The 18866-nt window shown below is 33.2% G+C and carries 17 protein-coding genes; 14 read left to right on the plus strand and 3 right to left on the minus strand.

The window, feature by feature from the left end; translation table 11 throughout:
• Nucleotides 1-145 precede the first annotated feature (145 nt).
• Complete coding sequence (locus tag DM444_RS20785) at nucleotides 146-2407, plus strand: M1 family metallopeptidase (protein ID WP_111290263.1); 2262 nt, start codon at nucleotides 146-148, stop codon at nucleotides 2405-2407.
• A gap of 100 nt (nucleotides 2408-2507) precedes the next feature.
• On the opposite strand, the gene DM444_RS23690 is transcribed toward DM444_RS20785, so the two are convergent.
• A complete protein-coding gene (locus DM444_RS23690) occupies nucleotides 2508-2675 on the minus strand; it encodes a hypothetical protein (RefSeq protein WP_162615021.1) in 168 nt (55 codons plus the stop codon).
• A 201-nt stretch (nucleotides 2676-2876) separates the two neighbouring features.
• On the opposite strand from DM444_RS23690, the gene DM444_RS20790 reads away from it, so the two are divergent.
• From DM444_RS20790 to argH, 11 genes are all read left to right on the plus strand, one after another.
• Nucleotides 2877-3512: a GNAT family N-acetyltransferase gene (locus DM444_RS20790; protein ID WP_111290265.1), complete on the plus strand. Its 636-nt coding sequence runs from the start codon at nucleotides 2877-2879 to the stop codon at nucleotides 3510-3512.
• Nucleotides 3513-3576: 64 nt separating this feature from the next.
• Entirely contained in the window at nucleotides 3577-4770 is a 1194-nt protein-coding gene (locus DM444_RS20795; RefSeq protein ID WP_111290267.1) for an argininosuccinate synthase, read from the plus strand.
• A gap of 31 nt (nucleotides 4771-4801) precedes the next feature.
• Complete coding sequence (locus tag DM444_RS20800; protein WP_162615022.1) at nucleotides 4802-5212, plus strand: hypothetical protein; 411 nt, start codon at nucleotides 4802-4804, stop codon at nucleotides 5210-5212.
• Between the two features lie 41 nt (nucleotides 5213-5253).
• Nucleotides 5254-6231 carry an N-acetyl-gamma-glutamyl-phosphate reductase gene (argC, locus tag DM444_RS20805; protein ID WP_111290271.1) on the plus strand — a complete coding sequence of 326 codons (978 nt, stop codon included), beginning with the start codon at nucleotides 5254-5256 and terminating at the stop codon, nucleotides 6229-6231.
• A gap of 78 nt (nucleotides 6232-6309) precedes the next feature.
• Nucleotides 6310-7449 (plus strand): aspartate aminotransferase family protein, encoded by a 1140-nt coding sequence (locus tag DM444_RS20810; protein WP_111290273.1) that lies wholly within the window; start codon nucleotides 6310-6312, stop codon nucleotides 7447-7449.
• 160 nt (nucleotides 7450-7609) lie between these two features.
• Nucleotides 7610-8803 (plus strand): glutamate-5-semialdehyde dehydrogenase, encoded by a 1194-nt coding sequence (locus tag DM444_RS20815; RefSeq protein WP_239455756.1) that lies wholly within the window; start codon nucleotides 7610-7612, stop codon nucleotides 8801-8803.
• 221 nt (nucleotides 8804-9024) lie between these two features.
• The gene (proB, locus tag DM444_RS20820; protein ID WP_111291171.1) at nucleotides 9025-9786 is read left to right on the plus strand and encodes a glutamate 5-kinase; all 762 of its coding nucleotides are present in this window, start codon (nucleotides 9025-9027) and stop codon (nucleotides 9784-9786) included.
• 84 nt (nucleotides 9787-9870) lie between these two features.
• Nucleotides 9871-10818, plus strand: coding sequence for an N-acetylornithine carbamoyltransferase (locus DM444_RS20825; RefSeq protein ID WP_111290277.1), 948 nt, complete (start codon nucleotides 9871-9873; stop codon nucleotides 10816-10818).
• A gap of 98 nt (nucleotides 10819-10916) precedes the next feature.
• Nucleotides 10917-11693 (plus strand): acetylglutamate kinase, encoded by a 777-nt coding sequence (gene argB / locus DM444_RS20830; protein ID WP_111290279.1) that lies wholly within the window; start codon nucleotides 10917-10919, stop codon nucleotides 11691-11693.
• 259 nt (nucleotides 11694-11952) lie between these two features.
• Entirely contained in the window at nucleotides 11953-13023 is a 1071-nt protein-coding gene (locus tag DM444_RS20835) for a M20 family metallo-hydrolase (protein WP_111290281.1), read from the plus strand.
• A gap of 141 nt (nucleotides 13024-13164) precedes the next feature.
• A complete protein-coding gene (gene argH / locus DM444_RS20840) occupies nucleotides 13165-14445 on the plus strand; it encodes an argininosuccinate lyase (RefSeq protein WP_111290283.1) in 1281 nt (426 codons plus the stop codon).
• 85 nt (nucleotides 14446-14530) lie between these two features.
• Here the strand turns inward: argH and DM444_RS20845 are convergent, their stop codons facing one another.
• Nucleotides 14531-15847 carry a pectate lyase family protein gene (locus tag DM444_RS20845; protein WP_111290285.1) on the minus strand — a complete coding sequence of 439 codons (1317 nt, stop codon included), beginning with the start codon at nucleotides 15845-15847 and terminating at the stop codon, nucleotides 14531-14533.
• A gap of 224 nt (nucleotides 15848-16071) precedes the next feature.
• On the opposite strand from DM444_RS20845, the gene DM444_RS20850 reads away from it, so the two are divergent.
• Together DM444_RS20850 and DM444_RS20855 are read left to right on the plus strand one after the other, a co-directional pair.
• Entirely contained in the window at nucleotides 16072-17070 is a 999-nt protein-coding gene (locus DM444_RS20850; protein WP_111290287.1) for a DUF2157 domain-containing protein, read from the plus strand.
• Complete coding sequence (locus tag DM444_RS20855; RefSeq protein WP_111290290.1) at nucleotides 17067-18230, plus strand: hypothetical protein; 1164 nt, start codon at nucleotides 17067-17069, stop codon at nucleotides 18228-18230. Before DM444_RS20850 ends, DM444_RS20855 begins: the two co-directional genes overlap by 4 nt.
• Before the next feature lie 228 nt (nucleotides 18231-18458).
• Here the strand turns inward: DM444_RS20855 and ytxJ are convergent, their stop codons facing one another.
• A complete protein-coding gene (ytxJ, locus tag DM444_RS20860) occupies nucleotides 18459-18848 on the minus strand; it encodes a bacillithiol system redox-active protein YtxJ (RefSeq protein ID WP_111290292.1) in 390 nt (129 codons plus the stop codon).
• Between the last annotated feature and the right edge of the window lie 18 nt (nucleotides 18849-18866).

The following is an 18866-nucleotide window of genomic DNA, read 5'->3' on the forward strand; positions in this document are numbered from 1 at the left end:
ATATATTTTATAAAATTTAGTTTTTTAAGAAAAAGACTGAAATTATTTTATTGATAAAATTTTGCTAAAATTGAATTTATGTTTTGAAATTTCTCTGCGAATAGCTTTTTTTTTCATTAATTTGCTACATAAACAGCTAAAAAATATGAAAAAGCAATCTGCAAAAGCCTTTTTAACCGCGGCTTTATTTTTTGGGATTTCTTCTGTTTGGGCGCAGCAAACTCCGTCAGCAACAGCAACTAATCCAGTAAATAACTATAATTACCATGACGCCTTTGGTCCTCATTTTTACACAAAAAACGGAACTTCAACTCGTACTGCAAGTGGTCAGCCAGGAGTAGAATACTGGCAGAACAGAGCCGATTATCAAATTACGGCAAAATTAAATGGAACTACAAATGAAATTGTTGGTACAGACGAAATTACCTATACTAATAATAGTCCAGATAAATTATCATTCCTTTGGCTGAATTTAGACCAGAACTTATTTAAAGACGATTCTAGAGGAAATGCTCTTGTACCTTTAACAGGAAGCCGTAATGGAGCTCAAGGACAGGTTTTTGATGGCGGTAACAAAATAAAATCTGTAAAAGTAGTTTCTGGCAAAACAGAAGTTAATGCAAAATATATTGTTACAGATACTAGAATGCAGATTTTCCTTCCTCAGGAATTGGCTGCAAAAGGAGGTTCAGTAAAAGTAAAAATCGAATTCTCTTTCACTGCACCTTTTGAAGGATCTGACAGAATGGGAGTTCTGGAAACTAAAAACGGAAAAATCTTTACTATTGCACAATGGTATCCGCGTATGTGTGTGTATGATGACGTGAGAGGTTGGAATACTCCTCCTTATTTAGGTGCTTCTGAGTTTTATTTAGAATATGGAGATTTTGATGTTAAACTTACAGTGCCAGGAAATCATTATGTTGTAGCTTCTGGAGAATTATTAAACGGTCAGGAAGTATTTTCTGCTGAACAATTAAAAAGATATAAAGAAGCATCTAACAGTGATAAAACAGTTATGATTCGTACAGCTTCTGAAGTTGCAGCAACAGCAAGTGCTAATGCAGGAACTGAAAAAACATGGCATTATAAAATCAAAAATGCACGTGATTTCTCTTGGGCATCATCTTCAGCTTTCATCTTAGATGGAGCAAAAATTAATCTTCCAAGCGGTAAAAAATCTTTAGCATTATCTGCTTATCCAGTTGAAAGTGATGGTCGTGATGGTTACGGACGTTCGACAGAATATGTAAAAGCATCAATTGAGCATTATTCTAAACAATGGTTTGAATATCCTTACCCAGCAGCTACAAACGTTGCAGGAAATGAAGGAGGTATGGAATATCCAGGAATTGTTTTCTGCGGATGGGAATCTAAAGGACAAGATTTATGGGGTGTTACAGATCACGAATTTGGGCACATTTGGTTCCCAATGATTGTTGGTTCTAATGAAAGATTATTTGGATGGATGGATGAAGGTTTTAACACTTTTATCAACTCATTAAGCACAGCAGCATTCAATAATGGCGAATACAAAGAAGATCCAACAGATTTGCATCATCAAGCTGAAGCATTTACACGACCTGATTTAGAAACTATTATGAGCTCGCCTGATAATATGAAAGAAGCCAACATTGGTATGTTGTGTTATTTCAAACCAAGTGCAGGTTTAGTAATCTTAAGAGAACAGATTTTAGGGAAAGAGCGTTTTGATATTGCTTTTAGAACTTACATTGAGCGTTGGGCTTACAAACATCCACAGCCAGACGATTTCTTCAGAACTATAGAAAACGTTGCGGGAGAAGATTTAAGCTGGTTCTGGAGAAGCTGGTACGTAAACAACTGGCGTTTTGATCAAGGAATTAATTCAATTAAATATGTGAAAAATGATCCTGCAAAAGGAGTGGTAATCACAGTTGAAAATTTTGATAAAATGCCAATGCCGATTGTTTTAGATGTTAAAACAAAAAGCGGAAAAGTATCAAGAGTTAATTTACCTGTAGAAATCTGGCAAAGAAATAATTTTTGGTCTTTCAAACACAATTCTACTGAAGAAATTGAAAGTATCACTTTAGATCCAGATCATGTTTTCCCTGATAATAATGAGTCAAATAATGTTTGGACAGCGGGAAAAGGAAAGGTTGAAAAAGATCTTGTTTTAGATGCGTATTTAGGTAGTTATATTAATGCAAGATCTCCTTTAACGGTTGAATTGACAGAAAAAAATAGCACTTTAAATGCAGAACTTCCAAATTATCCAAAATTTACTTTAAGTCCTGTTGCAAACGAAAAAGATACATTCGAATCGGCTAGAGCTGGATTAAAATTTAAGTTTAACGAAGCAAAAACTGGTTTCGATATGATACTTATAGATAATGGACAAGTAATTCCGTTTACGAAAAAGTAAAATTTTAAAAACATAATATATTTAAAACCCGATAATTAGAAATAATTATCGGGTTTTGTTTTTCTGTATATTCACAAAACGTAAAAAAAATGTTAGAATTTTAATTTTTTGTTTTGTAAATAAAAAAATAATGTACTTTTGCACCGATGAATAAAATAAGTTTACATATAACTTCTTTGTCACGGACAAACTCACCGATTACTTCTCCCGAAGTACGGACACTATCTCTATAGTGTTCACTGAGTTTTATAGCCGTATATTTATTCATATCCATTTTTCATTTTGAAATCACATAATTTGTCCACTGGACAAACACATCCTAAAAGTATTTATTATTTTGTAGATTTTCTTAATCAATGTTTTGATTTTGAGAATGTTACTTCTTTTATGCTTAATTTTATTGGATTCAATTCTGGATTTCAAGCGAATCAATATGCTTTAATTTTTAACTCTAACTTCAATAATTGAAATGAAGATCTCTATTGTTGTAACTCAAGAAGAACATTTTAAGTATGCGCAGGAAATCTGCGATACCATAGAATCATCTGCCTTATTAAGAGGTACGGGGATTGCTAAAAGAACTACTGAGTACATTCAGAAAAAAATGGCAAATGGTGATGCAATGATTGCTTTGGCAGACGGAAAATTTGCAGGTTTTTGCTATATAGAAAGCTGGCAGCACGGAAAATTTGTTGCTCATTCTGGATTAATTGTACATCCAGATTATAGAAGTCATGGTTTGGCAAAAAAAATAAAATCGAAAGTTTTTGATTATTCTTTGAAGAGATTTCCAGATGCTAAAATCTTTGGTATTACAACTGGTTTGGCAGTTATGAAAATTAACTCTGAATTAGGTTATAAACCAGTTCCGTTCTCAGAATTAACAACCGATCCAAGTTTTTGGGCAGGCTGTAAAACCTGTACGAACTTCCCGATTTTACAAAGCAAAGAAAACAAAATGTGCCTTTGTACAGGAATGTTATACGATCCAAAAGAAAAACAAAAAACACCACCAAGACATCCTTTTAACGAGGCTGTTTTAAACAGACTTAAAAAAATTAAACAAGCTTTATTCTTAAATAAAATCTTGTCATTATTTGTCTAAGTCAAATTAATTAGAAAAAATCTCAAACTGCTAAATACGAAAGTATTAGCCAAAATTATAAAAAATGAAAAAAGTAGTATTAGCTTATAGCGGAGGATTAGATACCTCGTATTGTTTGAAATATTTAAAAAATGAAAAAGGATACGAAGTTCACACTGTTCTTGTTGACACAGGAGGATTTTCTGCTGAAGAATTAACAGCTATTGAAAAAAGAGCTTACGAATTAGGAAGTGCACAACACGCTAACTTAACAATTTTAGATAAATATTACGATAAAGCTATCAAATACTTGATTTTCGGAAACGTATTAAAAAATAATACTTACCCATTATCAGTAAGTGCAGAGCGTGTTTTTCAGGCAATTGAAGCTATAAAATATGCAAAAAAAGTAGGAGCAACAGCAATCGCTCACGGAAGTACTGGTGCAGGAAACGACCAAATTCGTTTCGATTTAATTTTCCAGACTATTGCTCCTGAAATCGAAATCATTACTCCAATTAGAGATTTAAAATTATCAAGACAAGAAGAAGTTGATTATTTAGCTCAAAACGGAGTTCACTATTCTTGGGAAAAAGCACAATATTCTATCAATAAAGGACTTTGGGGAACAAGTGTTGGAGGAAAAGAAACTTTAACTTCAAGTCAGCCATTGCCAAGTGAAGCTTATCCTTCACAATTGCAAAAAGAAGGTGAAGAAAAAGTAACACTTCATTTTGAGCAAGGAGAATTAGTTGGTTTAAACGGAAAAACGGATAAACCATCAAACAATATTGTAGCTCTTGAAAAACTGGCAAGTGCTTACGCAATTGGTAGAGATATTCACGTTGGAGATACTATTATTGGAATTAAGGGAAGAGTTGGTTTTGAAGCTGCTGCACCATTAATTATCATCAAAGCACACCATTTGTTAGAGAAACACACTCTTGGAAAATGGCAACAATACTGGAAAGAACAATTAGGAAACTGGTACGGAATGTTATTTCACGAAGGTCAATTCTTAGATCCAGTTATGAGAAACATTGAAACTTTCTTGCAAGACACACAAAAAACAGTAAACGGAACGGTTACAGTTTCATTAAAACCATACCATTTCTCACTTGACGGAATCGAATCTGAAAACGATTTGATGAACACAGGTTTTGGTCAATACGGAGAAATGAACAATGCTTGGACATCTGACGATGCAAAAGGATTTATTAAAATTCTTGGAAATGCACAAAACATATTCTCATCTGTAAATCAATTAGATCATGATTAATTGTGATGAATTATTCAAAAATAAAATTAATTTGAAAACAAAGGTATTTTTTTTACTTCCATTTTTCTTAATGTTTTTTGGATGTTCAAATGATAATGATGCGAAGCCAGAAAAAGAAACTTTGAAGGCAATTACTTATGAAGTTTTATTATTTGAATATACACCAGATACTGGTAACAATACATCTAGGCTACGCTATGAGATAAAGTTTACTAATCCTAATAATGTTGCTGTAAAAGGAAATTATAAGATAACATATAACGCTGATGGACTTATTTTAACTCCTATCAGAAGAGCACCTAACGACGACCCTTATGATAAAATTGGAGCAAATTCCTTTTATACCGCTAGTTATGATGTTGAAACTGCATTAAATCCAACATTAGGAACTATTAAATCAATAAAATTTTTATCCGCTGAATTCGTTCTTGCGGATTTATAAAAATCAAAGATTTTTTACAGAATCTTAAAAAAAATAAAACTATGATTAATGTCGGAATAATTGGTGGTTCAGGCTACACGGCTGGAGAACTCATCAGAATTTTAATGTATCACCCCAACGTAAACATCGATTTTGTTTACAGTACAACAAACGCTGGAAAACCGCTTTCTGTGGCGCACCACGATTTGATGGGCGATATTGAAATGAATTTCACAGCTGAAATCAATCCAAATGTGAATGTTGTTTTCTTGTGTTTAGGTCACGGAAAATCGATTTCATTTTTGAAAGAAAATCAGTTTGCAAGTCATACTAAAATCATCGATTTAGGAAATGATTTCAGATTAAATAAAGACGCTCATTTTGAAGGAAAAGATTTTATTTACGGATTGCCTGAAATCAATAAAGCCGAAATCAAAAAAGCAAATTATATCGCAAATCCAGGTTGTTTTGCAACAGCTATTCAATTGGCTTTATTGCCTTTAGCTGAACATAATTTATTGAATAATGATGTTCATATTAATGCAACAACTGGAAGTACAGGAGCAGGAGTAAGTCTTTCAGAAACTTCTCATTTCAGTTGGAGAAACAACAATATGTCGCATTATAAAGCTTTTGAACATCAACATTTAGGAGAAATCGGAGAAAGTTTAGTACAGTTACAAGACGATTTTGACAGTGAATTGCTTTTTATTCCGAATAGAGGAGATTTTCCAAGAGGAATTTTTGCCACGCTTTATACATTATGTGATGATAGTTTGGAACAATTAGTTGCGAAATACGAAGATTTCTATAAAGATGAACCTTTTGTAACCGTTACCACAACAAACATCAACATGAAGCAAGTGGTGCAAACGAATAAATGTATCATCAGTTTATTGAAAAAAGGAAACCGGGTTTTAATAACATCGATTATAGATAACTTAACCAAAGGTGCTTCAGGACAAGCGATTCAAAACATGAATTTAATGTTCGGTTTAGAAGAAACCACAGGTTTACATTTGAAACCAAGCGGATTTTAATAATAGTTTCAAGTTTAAAGTTTCATGTTGCAAGTTAACTTGAAACATGAAACCTGAAACAAAATAAACAAAAAACACATGAACTTATTCAACGTTTACCCATTATACGACATAACTCCAGTAAAAGCAGTAGATTGTACAATTATTGACGACAAAGGAGTAGAATATTTAGATTTATACAGCGGACACGGTGTGATTTCTATCGGACACACACAGCCAGATTATGTAGCAAAATTGAAGAATCAATTAGATCATTTAGGATTTTATTCGAATGCCATTCAGAATCCTTTACAGGTGGAACTGGCTCAGAAATTAGGAAAACTTTCTGGTCTTGAAGATTACGAATTGTTTTTATGCAGTTCTGGAGCTGAAGCCAATGAAAATGCTTTAAAATTAGCTTCTTTCCATAACGGAAAATCTAGAGTTGTCGCTTTTGATAATTCTTTCCATGGCAGAACTTCTGCAGCGGTTGCTGTTACTGATAATAAGAAAATTGTTGCGCCGATTAACGCACAGCAAGTTGTTACTTTTTTACCTCTAAACCAAATTGAATTGGTTGAAGCTGAATTGGCTAAAGGTGATGTTACAGCAGTAATTATTGAAGGAATTCAAGGAGTTGGAGGTTTAGATCAAGGAACAACTGAGTTTTTTCAGGCTTTAGAAAAAGCATGTAAAAAACACGATGTTGTTTTAATTTTAGATGAAGTGCAATCAGGATACGGTAGAAGCGGAAAATTCTTCGCTTTCCAGCATCACGGAATCAACGCAGATATTATCTCCGTTGCAAAAGGAATGGGGAACGGATTTCCAGTTGGAGCCATTTTAATTTCTCCAAAATTTGAAGCAAGTTTCGGATTATTAGGAACAACTTTCGGTGGAAGCCATTTATCTTGTGCAGCTGGAATTGCAGTTTTAGATGTAATCGAAAAACTAGATTTGCAAAAAAATGTAAACGAAGTTTATGAATATTTCCTAGAAAAAATCAAAGAAGTTGACGGAATCAAACAAGTAAAAGGAAAAGGCTTAATGCTTGGAGTAGAGTTTGATTTTGATGTTGCAGCTTTAAGAAAGAAATTAATCATTGAAAAACACATTTTTACAGGAAGTGCGAACAATAAAAATCTATTAAGAATTTTACCGCCATTAACAGTAAAAAAATCTGATATCGATACGTTTGTAAAAGCTTTAAAAGAAAGTTTAGAAGAATTAAAAAGCTAAAACTCACGATATCCTAACAGGTTTCCAAAACCTGTTAGGTATGTAAAAACTAAACTTGGAAATATTCAAGGAGCAAACCTAACAGGTTTTTAAAACCTGTTAGGATGAATAAAGTTTCGTAAAAAGAAACAACCAAAAAACAACCAAGCAACTAGAAATTATGAATCCATTATCAATTGAAAAACGTAATGCGGTTTTGCGGACTATGGCAAAGCTGGTCGAGCAGGAACGGAATCAGATTATCTTGACCAATCAAGAAGATCTTGCTGATTACGACGGCTCAGATTTAGCGATGGAAGAACGCTTAAAAGTAGATGATAAAAAAGTTGACGAAATGATTTTATCATTAAACCAATTAGCATCTCAAGAAGATCCAGTTGGCGTTGAGCGTTTTCATTTTACTCATGATAATGGAATAAAAGTGGTGAATAAAACCGCAGCTTTCGGAACGATTTTAATCATTTATGAATCTCGCCCAGACGTTACAATCGAAGCAGGTGGAATTGCTTTTAAATCTGGAAATAAGATTTTATTAAAAGGAGGAAAAGAGTCTTTAAAATCAAATCTGAAAATTGTAAGTCTTTGGCATAAAGCCTTAGAAGAAAACGGAGTTTCAAAAGATTGGGTGGAATATCTGAATTATAACAGAACAGAAACTCAGGCATTCTTAGAAAAGCCAACTCAAAAAGTTGATTTAATTGTTCCAAGAGGAGGAGAAAAACTAATTGAGTTTGTAAAAGCACATGCAACTTGTCCTGTTATTGTAAGCGGACGCGGGAATAATTTTGTTTACGTTCATGAAAAAGCAGATACTGATTTGGCTTTGAAAGTAATTTTAAACGCTAAAACTGCTAAAATTTCAGCTTGTAATGCTTTAGATAAAGTTTTAATAGATTCTAAACTGCCTAATTTTGAAGGTTTCACAGCAATGCTGATTGAGGCTTTAATAGAAGCAAAAGTGGAAGTTATTGTAGATAAATCATTAGAGAATTTCGAAAATACGAAAACACTTCAAAACGAAGATATTTGGTACGAAGAGTTTTTAGATTATAAAATTGTAATTGGAACCATCGATTCTCAGGATCATGCAATCGATATGATTAATAAATACTGTGGAGGACATTCTGCAGCAATTATTACAAGAGACGACGAAACGGCACAACAATTTATGGAAGCAATAGATGCTGCAGCAGTATACCAAAATGCCTCAACCCGTTTTACAGACGGCGGACAATTTGGACTTGGTGGCGAATTAGCAATAAGTACTGATAAACTGCATCAAAGAGGACCAATTGGTTTACAGCATTTAGTAACCAATAAATGGTACGTTTACGGAGAAGGACAAATACGATAATTGTAGATTTTAGAGTTCAGATTTTAGATTGATGATTAACGATTTTTAATTTCAGATTTATTGGAATTTGGTCCCGAGGCTTCGGGATAAAAATTGGAATTTAACTATAGATAAAGCTTTGCGAACTTAGCGTTTGTAAACACAAAGAATGCAAAAAACCTTGCGCCCTTTGCGTTAAAATAACTTAGTGCTTTAGCGCCTTCGTGGCAAAAACAAAAAACATGGCAAAAAAACGGATTTTATTAAAAATAGGAAGTAATACTTTAACTAAGGAAACCAATCATATTTCGCGGGGAAAGATTGAAGACCTCGGAATACAGATTGCAGCTTTAAACGACGAGTATGAATTTATCATAGTGAGTTCGGGAGCAATTGCGGCGGCAAAGCAGTTTGTAAAGCTTGACAATCAAGATAAAGATGTTTTTGTAAAACAAGCTTTAGCTTCCATAGGACAGCCTCATTTAATGCGGATTTACAATGAAAATTTCAAAGATCTAGGATTAAATACCTCGCAGTGTTTACTTTCTTATTCTGATTTCGAAAAAGAACAGACCAAAAAGAATATTGTAAATACGATTAATGTATTGGTTAAAAACAATTACATTCCGATTATCAATGAAAATGATACCGTTGCCACAGATGAGATTCGGTTTGGGGATAATGACAAATTAGCAGCTTTAACAGCTGTTCTTTTAAATGTTGATATTCTGATAATTGCCACTAATACAAATGGAATTTATACGAAAGATTCTATTCACGATGAAAATCCAGAAACAATCAAATTGGTAAATGATTTGAAGTCGTTAGAAAAGGAAATCGGAGAATCGAAATCATCACACGGAACAGGAGGAATGCAGTCCAAAATAGAAGCGGCTGCAATTTCAAAAGCAGCGAATATCGAAACCTGGATTGTCAATGGGTTAAATGATAATTTTATTTTAAAGGCATTAAAAGACGAAATTCCGTTTACTAAAATAATCTAATGAATTAATTAGAAAATTAGTTAATTAGATAAAGCACAATTATCCAATTTTCTAATTATTACATTATCTAAATTAAAAAAACAAATGAACTATATCTCAATAAAAGACATCAACTCATTAGCAAAATGGGTAAAACAAGCGATAAAAATCAAAAAGAATCCGCTTAAAAATCAAAGTTTAGGAAAGAATAAAACTCTTGGAATGTTATTCTTCAATCCGAGTTTAAGAACACGTTTGAGTACTCAAAAAGCGGCAATGAACTTAGGAATGAACGTTATGGTAATGAATTTTACCAACGAAGGCTGGACATTAGAATTCGAAGACGGAGCCGTTATGAATTCTGGCGCTTCAGAACATATCAAAGAAGCAGCAGAAGTGGTTTCTCAATATTGTGATATTATCGCAATTCGTGCTTTTGCAGGTTTAGTTGACAAAGAAAAAGATTATCAGGAAACTGTAATTTCAGGATTTTTGAAATATGCTACAGTGCCAATTGTAAATATGGAAAGTGCTGTTCGTCACCCGTTACAATCTTTGGCAGATGCGATTACAATGGAAGAATTCAAAACAAAACACAAACCAAAAGTAGTACTTTCTTGGGCACCGCATCCAAAAGCTTTGCCTCAGGCAGTTGCGAATTCATTTGTAGAAATGATGCAAATGCAAAAAGATATGGATTTTGTAATCACGCACCCAGAAGGTTACGAATTAAGTCCAGAAATCACAAAAGACTGTACAATCGAATACGATCAAAACAAAGCTTTCGAAAATGCTGATTTCGTTTACGTAAAAAACTGGAGTAATTTCAACGATTACGGAAAAGTAACCAACAGCGATCCAAATTGGACAGTAACGGCTGAAAAAATGGCTTTAACCAACAACGGAAAATTCATGCACTGTCTTCCGGTTCGTCGTAACGTAATTGTAAGCGACGAAGTTTTAGACGGAGAAAATTCAATCGTAATTGAACAGGCAAATAACAGAACGTATTCAGCACAATTAGTTTTACAGAAGATTTTGAAGAAATTGTAATTTTTTTAGAGTTGCTAAGATTCTAAGCTACTAAGATGCTAAGAAACTTTGCGCACAAAAAAACTTAGTATCTTAGAATCTCAGAACCTTAGAATCTTATGAATAAAGTTACCGTAATCAAAATAGGTGGAAACATCATTGATAATCCAGCAGAGTTAGAACAATTTTTAATTGATTTTTCTAAAATTGAAGGCTATAAAGTTTTAGTTCACGGCGGTGGAAAATCGGCTACGAAAATGGCGCAAAGTATTGGATTAGTTCCGCAAATGATTGAGGGACGCCGAATTACAGATGCTCCAATGCTTGATGTTGTGGTAATGATTTACGCCGGACAAATCAACAAACATATTGTAGCGCAATTACAAGCCAAAGACAATAATGCGATTGGTTTTTCGGGTGCTGACGGAAATTTAATTCAATCAACAAAAAGAAATCATCCAACAATCGATTACGGATTTGTAGGCGATGTAAAACAAGTCAACACCAAATTACTGGCAACTTTATTAGAAGCTGGCGTTGTTCCTGTTTTCTGTGCCATCACACACGATAAAAACGGACAATTATTAAACACAAATGCAGATACCATTGCAAGCGAATTATCAATTGCATTATCTGAAGTTTTTGATGTTACGCTGACTTACTGTTTTGAAAAACAAGGCGTTTTAATGGATTCAGAAGATGATTCCTCTGTAATAACAGAAATCAACGAAGCATTATATAATAAACTAAAAGAAGAAAAAGTAATCCATTCTGGTATGATTCCAAAATTGGATAACTGCTTCAATAGTTTATCAAGAGGCGTGCAGAAAATCAAAATTGGGCATCACAAAATGCTTCAAAATTCAGATGTTCCGCATACAACGATTACATTATAAAAGATGTTGCCACGAATTGACTCTAATTTTTTCTGTTTGAAGAGAAAATAATTTTAGACGTACATGAAAAAGTTTATTTTGATTTTAATTCTGTGACAAAAAAATAATTTGTGAAAATTCATGCATTTAGTGGCAAAAAAACGGAGCTGGGCAGTGCTTTTAGAATTTAATTTTAGAAATTTGCGCCAATCAAAAATGTCACAGATTTAAATTAAAAAACTTTGTGACTTCGCGCCTTTGTGGCAAAGAAACCAAACTTATGAAAAGTATAGATACGCTTACCCAAGAAGCAATTAGTTTATTAAAAAGCCTAATCGAAACCCCTTCATTTTCCAGTGAAGAAGACCAGACGGCACTTTTAATAGAAAATTGGTTCAATCAGAATGAAATTCCTTTCAAAAGAGAAAACAACAATGTGTGGGCTTTCAACAAATATTTCGACGAAAACAAACCAACACTTTTACTTAACTCACATCACGATACGGTACGTCCCAATCAGGCATATACAAACGATCCGTTTAAGGCAATAGAAAAAGACGGAAAATTATTTGGTTTAGGAAGTAATGATGCAGGAGGATGTCTGGTTTCATTATTAGCAACTTTTGTTCATTTCTACGAAAACCAAAACCTATCACATAATATTGTAATTGTGGCTTCCGCTGAAGAAGAAAGCAGTGGGAAAAATGGTTTAAATAGTGTTTTAAAAAGTTTACCAGAATTAGATTGCGCTATTGTTGGAGAACCAACTTTAATGCAATTAGCAGTTGCGGAAAAAGGTTTATTAGTTTTAGACGTAAAAGTAAAAGGAACCGCAAGCCACGCCGCGCATCAAAACGACGATAATGCTTTATACAAATCAATTCCAGTGATGGAATGGTTTAAAAACTATAAATTCGATAAAATCTCAGACGTTTTAGGGCCAGTAAAAATGACCGTAACGCAGATTAATGCAGGAAAACAGCATAATGTTGTGCCTTCAGAATGTGATTTGGTTGTAGATATTCGTGTAACAGACCGTTATACAAACGCAGAAATCTTAGAAGTTGTGAAAGCAAATGTAAATGCCGAAGTAACGCCAAGATCTATGCATTTAAATGCATCTTCAATTCCAGTTGGGCATGGTTTGGTTCAAGCAGGAATTGCTTTAGGAAGAACAACTTATGGTTCGCCAACACTTTCAGATCAATCGGTTTTAAGCTGTCAGTCTTTAAAATTAGGGCCAGGAGAAACGTTGCGTTCGCATTCAGCAGACGAATTTATTTTTGTAAATGAAATTGAAGAAGGAGTCGACTTGTATATCAAAATACTAACCGATTTCTTTAAATTATAAGAAAAAGAAAAACCGCCACGAATTCACGAATTAATTTTTTACTATCTAAACGAGATATTAATGCGAATTAATTCGAAAGAATTAATCGTAAAGATTTGAAAAAAATAATTCGTGAATTCGTGGCGAAAAAAAACATAACCTATGAAACTTTGGGAAAAAGGAATACCAACAGATAAACAAATCGAGCAATTCACCGTTGGAAACGATCGTGAACTGGATTTGGTTTTAGCAAAATACGATGCTTTAGGTTCAATCGCACATGCGAAAATGTTGGGTCAGATTGGTTTGTTAACTGAAGTAGAAACAACTTCTTTAGTTGATGCATTAAATGAAATCATCGCTGATATTGTAGTTGGAAATTTCGAAATCGAAGACAGTTTCGAAGACGTACATTCTAAAATCGAATATCTTCTAACCGTAAAACTAGGCGATGCAGGAAAGAAAATACACACCGCGCGTTCTCGTAATGATCAGGTTTTGGTAGACGTTCATTTGTATTTAAAAGACGAATTAAAAGCTATAAAAGAACAGGTAAAAACCTTGTTTGATTTGCTGATGGAATCGGCAGAAAAACATCAAAATGTATTATTGCCAGGTTATACGCATTTACAAATCGCCATGCCATCATCATTCGGAATGTGGTTTTCTGCTTATGCCGAAAGTTTGATTGATGATATTACAATGTTGAACGCCGCTTCTAAAATTGTAGATCAGAATCCGTTAGGTTCAGCTGCAGGTTACGGAAGTTCGTTTCCAATCAATAGAACTTTTACAACAAAAGAATTAGGTTTCGAAACTTTAAAATTTAATGCCGTTGCTGCGCAAATGAGCCGTGGAAAAGCTGAAAAAACAGTTGCTTTTGCGATGACAAGCGTTGCAGGAACATTATCAAAATTTGCTATGGACGTTTGTTTGTACATGAGCCAAAATTTCGATTTTATCGGGTTGCCAGCGCATCTTACAACGGGTTCGAGCATTATGCCTCATAAAAAGAATCCGGATGTTTTTGAATTAATTAGAGGAAAATGCAATAAGATTCAGGCGCTTCCATACGAAATCACTTTAATTACCAATAATCTTCCAAGCGGATATCACAGAGATTTACAACTTTTAAAAGAAGGTTTGTTTCCAGCAATCCAAACTTTAAAATCTTGTTTGGATATTGCTATATTTTCAATTAAAGATATTACGGTTAAAGATCATATTTTAGAAGATAAAAAATACGATTATTTATTTACGGTTGATACTTTAAATGAAATGGTTGTAGCAGGAATGCCATTTAGAGATGCTTATAAAGCTGTTGCCGAACAATTAGAAGCGGGAACGTACAAATCTCCAAAAGAGACGAAACACACGCACGAAGGCAGTATTAATAATTTATGTCTTGATGCGATTAAAGATAAAATGAAAGTAGCTTTTTAATATCTTGTTAGATGTGAAAAGTAAGCAGTAAAAAGTAAAAAAGGTCATTGAAACAAATCAATGACCTTTTTTTATGGAGTAATTTTTAGTTTTTTACCAGTTTAAAAGTTTTGCTTCGGTTTTCGATTTGAACTTTGCAGATGTAAATCCCTTTAGAAAGATTCCCAACATTTAGTTCAAGTCTTTCATCTGGAGAAATATTTTTTGACTGAGAATATACTTTTGATCCATTTGATGCAAATAAATTAATTTCAGCTAAACCATTATCAGAACTTGAAAAATCAATATTTAAAAGACGATTGATAACTGAAGGATAATATTTCAAATCCAAGTTATTGACATTATCGTTTAATCCTAAATTGTTACAGCTTGTAGACATAGCGCCTTGTTCGTTAACTTGTAGCGTTGCTCCAGCTCCGCAAGTCGCGTTCGAAATATATTCTGCAACATTTGAAGTTGATAAAACAGTGTAATTATAAGAAGGCTTTGTTACAGTAGTTCCTGAATTTGCAGGTGCATTTAGACAATTGTTAAAACTAATTCCAATTGTACCGCCGTCAGTGCTTACATAACTTTTAAAAGCAGTTCCAATTTTAGCAAAATCAGTTCCTTCAACATAACAAGTTGTATTGTTGCTTCCGCCTCCTAAACCAATGGCTAATGAGCTCGAAACAGAAGTGTTGTAATAGCAGTTTAAAATATGTAGTTCCGCATTTCTAGCTCTTGGCATTCTCTCTCTACAGCCTTCAGCCCAATAACAATTTTTAAAAGTAATGCTATAATGTCCGTCTGAAGGAGCATCTGTTTTAGAAGAGCCTACCAAGTCAGAAAAACGGTGATCATCAGTTCCGCCAGAACCTCCAGCTTTTGGAGCTTTCAAATAAATAAATTTGCACCAAGAAACAGTTACGTTATCAGCAGTACCTTTATTATCGAAGTTCCCATCCATTCCGTCTTGAAATTCGCAATGATCAACCCAAAGATTAGTAGCTTCTGAAGTCAGATTATCACGTCCGTCAACATCGTACGCGCCAGGTCCTTCAAAAATTAAATTTCTAATAATGATATTGTTAGATCCTGGTTTTAAACTTAAAATTCCTGAACCTGTGGCGGTTTGATCCAAATTGACTAAACGAGCGCCTGGAAGACCAATTATGGTTTTGTCATTTACTTGAAGACTTGTATAGGTGCAATTGATGGTTCCTGAAACTAAAATAACTTGTGGAGTAGTTAATTTTAATTTAGCTGTTAAATCGGTTAAAGTAGACACTGTTACAGGAGTAGCACTTCCGCCTCCAGTTGCAGAAGCTCCAAATCCTTCTGGAGCACTCATATAATAGTTTTGAGCAAACAGAAAGGAGCAAGGCAGAAGCAATGCCAATAAAATAAGTTTTGTTTTCATTTTAAGCGTGGTTTTTTTGTGGTTTTATGTTTGATGTAATCGATTGCACAAATTTAAAAGAATAAAAATAATTTTGAATTAAATTGTCAAATATTTTATGTTTTAAGATTTTGATTACAAGAGTAATAATACTTTGTGCTTCCAGATAATAAAAGGTTTTTTGAACCTAAAGAAGAAAATTCATGCTAATTATATATATTTGATACATCAGTTTAAATTGTACGATGGAAAAATTTAAAGAAAAGTCAACTCTTGATCTTTTTGAGAAAGGATTAATTACAGAAAATCAGTTTGAAGAAATTAAAGCTTACCGAAATTTAGGTATGTTTTCGTTAAACGCAGAATTAAAGCTTTTTCTGTATTTATCAGTACTGCTATTTACTTCAGGAATAGGAATTTTGATTTATGAAAACATTGATTCAATAGGTCATATTGCGATTCTTGCGATACTTTTAATTGTTATTTTGGTTTGCTTTTTCTACTGTTTCAAACATTCTAAAGGATTTCAAAAAGAAGAAACCACTTTTGAGCATCCTGTTTTAGAATATCTTGTTTTAGCGGGTAACATATTGACTTGTATTTTTATTGGATATCTTCAATTTCAATATAAACCTTTTGGAGAACATTACGGATTGGCAACTTTAGTCCCAACAATAGTGAGTTTCTTCTGTGCTTATTATTTTGATAACAGGAGTGTCTTGACAATCGCGATTACAGGTTTGGCAGCTTATGTTGGTCTTTCAGTAACACCACAGGATTTGCTAAGTAATAATGATTTTTATGCCAGTCAAAATTTGAGTTATTCAGCAGTAATGCTTGGTGTGTTACTGATTTTGTGGACAATTTACAGCCGTCGAATTTCTCTTAAAACACACTTTGGTTTGGTTTTTCTAACTTTTGCTTTGCATATTATCAGTATTGCTTCAATTGCTAACTTAACGAATTTTGATACAATTACATGGTTAATATTTGCGCTTGTTTTAGCTGGTTCGACTTATTATTTTTATAAAGAGAGTTATGATTATAAAGCAATGTCTTTGTATGTATTTATGATTGTTTATGCCTATATCGGCGGAAACATATTTTTGTTTAGAATTTTTGAAGATGTTGACTTTTCTGGTATTTGGGAATTGTTTGTTTTCTTACTTCCAGCTTATTTTGTTGGTTCAATTGTAATATTTATTAAGCTAATTAAAAACTTCCATAAAGAAATAACAGAATGATAGTATACGATAAACAAGTATTGCAAAATGAAGCTTTAGTAGATGAAGCAGATGCTTTATTCAAAGGAGGTTTTATTAGTAAAGACCAAAAGAAGTTTATAGAAAAAGAATTGCCAGTTTTAAAGAGTCAAAATAATATTTTAGTTAGAATTGGTTTTTTTTTATTGGGAAGCATGCTGTATGGTTCTATTTGTGGAATGGTTTCTTTGTTTGGCATAAATTCTGAGCATATTTATTTCCAAATTTGTTTTTACATTTTTGCGACTATTGGTTTTGGAGGATCTGAATTATTGGGAAGACAGCATTTTCATTCACATGGTTTAGATGATGCGTTTATGTTAGGAACAATTTTAAATGTTGGCTGTGCTTTGGGAATTACAACAGATGGTTACGAAATAATCGTTGCACTTTTTGTTTCAATTGCCGCGTTGTATATGTTTTTAAGGTATTTGCATGTACTTTCAATGTTGGTGTTTTGTTTGGCTGTAACTGCTTTTTTGTTTTTCGGAATGTTTGAGTTTGGAGATATTGGAAAAGCTATTTTACCATTTACAGCAATGATTTTTGCAGGAGCTTTTTATTTCTTAACTAAAAAACTAATTAATGATTTAAAGGAAAGTTATTATTACAACGGACTTTTATTAGCAAATAGCTTTTGTTTGGTTTTGTTTTATCTTTCTTGTAATTACTTAGTTGTAAGAGAGCTTTCTGCAGAGCTTTTAGGTGTCGAAGTTAAGCCTGGAACAGATATTCCGTTTGCTTTTTTCTTCTACGCATTTACTTTCATTGTTCCGATAGTTTATTTAGTACAGGCATTAAAAAGAAAAGATCGAATAATGCTCTGGATGAGCTTTTTAGCTATTGCATTTTCAATTTATACCATTCGATTTTATCACTCTCTTTTGCCAATTGAAGTGGCACTAACTCTGGGCGGAGTAGTTTTATTCGCAATAGCTTATTTTTCAATTAAAAAATTAAAAGAAAAAGAAAGCGGATTAACGTTCAAGCCAGATAGAATCAATCATTCAGATTCTCTTTTAAATGCAGAAGCTTTAGTAGTAGCTTCAACTTTCGGAATGAAGCCAGAAGTAAAAACAGTTTCTCCTATGGAATTTGGAGATGGAGGTTTCAGCGGAGGCGGAGCGGGAGGAAGCTTTTAAGTTAATTGTGAGTTATGAATTATGAATTATGAATTATGAATTATGAATTATGAATTATGAATTATGAATTTTGTAATTAATCACTCAGCTTAGACTATAGAGAAATATAAAAATAAGAAATCCTGAAATTGTCAAATGCAATTTCAGGATTTTTCTTTCTTTACTTTAACTCTAATTTGAATTCAATTTGAACGCTCAACTCATAATTCATAATTCATAATTCAAAACTTAGATCTTGCTTTTCAATGCTTCAGCGTCAATATCGCTGTGAGAAACATTGTAAATTGCTTTTCCGTTTTTAATTAAAATCAATTGAGGAGATTCGTGATAAACGCCAAATCGGCTTGCAATTTCGTTTGAAATATCTCTATTGGCAATCAAATCTAAAAAGTACGGATCAACTGTCTCTTCAAGATCAAATTCTCTTTCAAATTGTTTTAAAGCCATTCGGCTGATACTGCATCTTGTACTATGTTTAAAAATGACAACTGGTTTTTCGTTAGAAATGGCTTCGATTTCCATTAATTGAAGCATATCTGTTAATTCTGTCCAGTTTACTTTACTTTTTGAAGCTTCTGAGTTCTCTGAACTTCCGAAGATTGAATTAAAAAAACTCATATTTGGCTTGTTTTATGA

This window comes from Flavobacterium ginsenosidimutans (assembly GCF_003254625.1).
Classification (GTDB): Bacteria; Bacteroidota; Bacteroidia; order Flavobacteriales; family Flavobacteriaceae; genus Flavobacterium; species Flavobacterium ginsenosidimutans.

What these genes read in the sequence shown, in the direction of transcription:
- DM444_RS20785 (WP_111290263.1), top strand. Translation starts at nt 146, where the DNA reads ATGAAAAAGCAATCTGCAAAAGCCTTTTTAACCGCGGCTTTATTTTTT.
- DM444_RS23690 (WP_162615021.1), bottom strand. Translation starts at nt 2,675, where the DNA reads ATGAATAAATATACGGCTATAAAACTCAGTGAACACTATAGAGATAGT.
- DM444_RS20790 (WP_111290265.1), top strand. Translation starts at nt 2,877, where the DNA reads ATGAAGATCTCTATTGTTGTAACTCAAGAAGAACATTTTAAGTATGCG.
- DM444_RS20795 (WP_111290267.1), top strand. Translation starts at nt 3,577, where the DNA reads ATGAAAAAAGTAGTATTAGCTTATAGCGGAGGATTAGATACCTCGTAT.
- argC (WP_111290271.1), top strand. Translation starts at nt 5,254, where the DNA reads ATGATTAATGTCGGAATAATTGGTGGTTCAGGCTACACGGCTGGAGAA.
- DM444_RS20810 (WP_111290273.1), top strand. Translation starts at nt 6,310, where the DNA reads ATGAACTTATTCAACGTTTACCCATTATACGACATAACTCCAGTAAAA.
- DM444_RS20815 (WP_239455756.1), top strand. Translation starts at nt 7,610, where the DNA reads ATGAATCCATTATCAATTGAAAAACGTAATGCGGTTTTGCGGACTATG.
- proB (WP_111291171.1), top strand. Translation starts at nt 9,025, where the DNA reads ATGGCAAAAAAACGGATTTTATTAAAAATAGGAAGTAATACTTTAACT.
- DM444_RS20825 (WP_111290277.1), top strand. Translation starts at nt 9,871, where the DNA reads ATGAACTATATCTCAATAAAAGACATCAACTCATTAGCAAAATGGGTA.
- argB (WP_111290279.1), top strand. Translation starts at nt 10,917, where the DNA reads ATGAATAAAGTTACCGTAATCAAAATAGGTGGAAACATCATTGATAAT.
- DM444_RS20835 (WP_111290281.1), top strand. Translation starts at nt 11,953, where the DNA reads ATGAAAAGTATAGATACGCTTACCCAAGAAGCAATTAGTTTATTAAAA.
- argH (WP_111290283.1), top strand. Translation starts at nt 13,165, where the DNA reads ATGAAACTTTGGGAAAAAGGAATACCAACAGATAAACAAATCGAGCAA.
- DM444_RS20845 (WP_111290285.1), bottom strand. Translation starts at nt 15,847, where the DNA reads ATGAAAACAAAACTTATTTTATTGGCATTGCTTCTGCCTTGCTCCTTT.
- DM444_RS20850 (WP_111290287.1), top strand. Translation starts at nt 16,072, where the DNA reads ATGGAAAAATTTAAAGAAAAGTCAACTCTTGATCTTTTTGAGAAAGGA.
- DM444_RS20855 (WP_111290290.1), top strand. Translation starts at nt 17,067, where the DNA reads ATGATAGTATACGATAAACAAGTATTGCAAAATGAAGCTTTAGTAGAT.
- ytxJ (WP_111290292.1), bottom strand. Translation starts at nt 18,848, where the DNA reads ATGAGTTTTTTTAATTCAATCTTCGGAAGTTCAGAGAACTCAGAAGCT.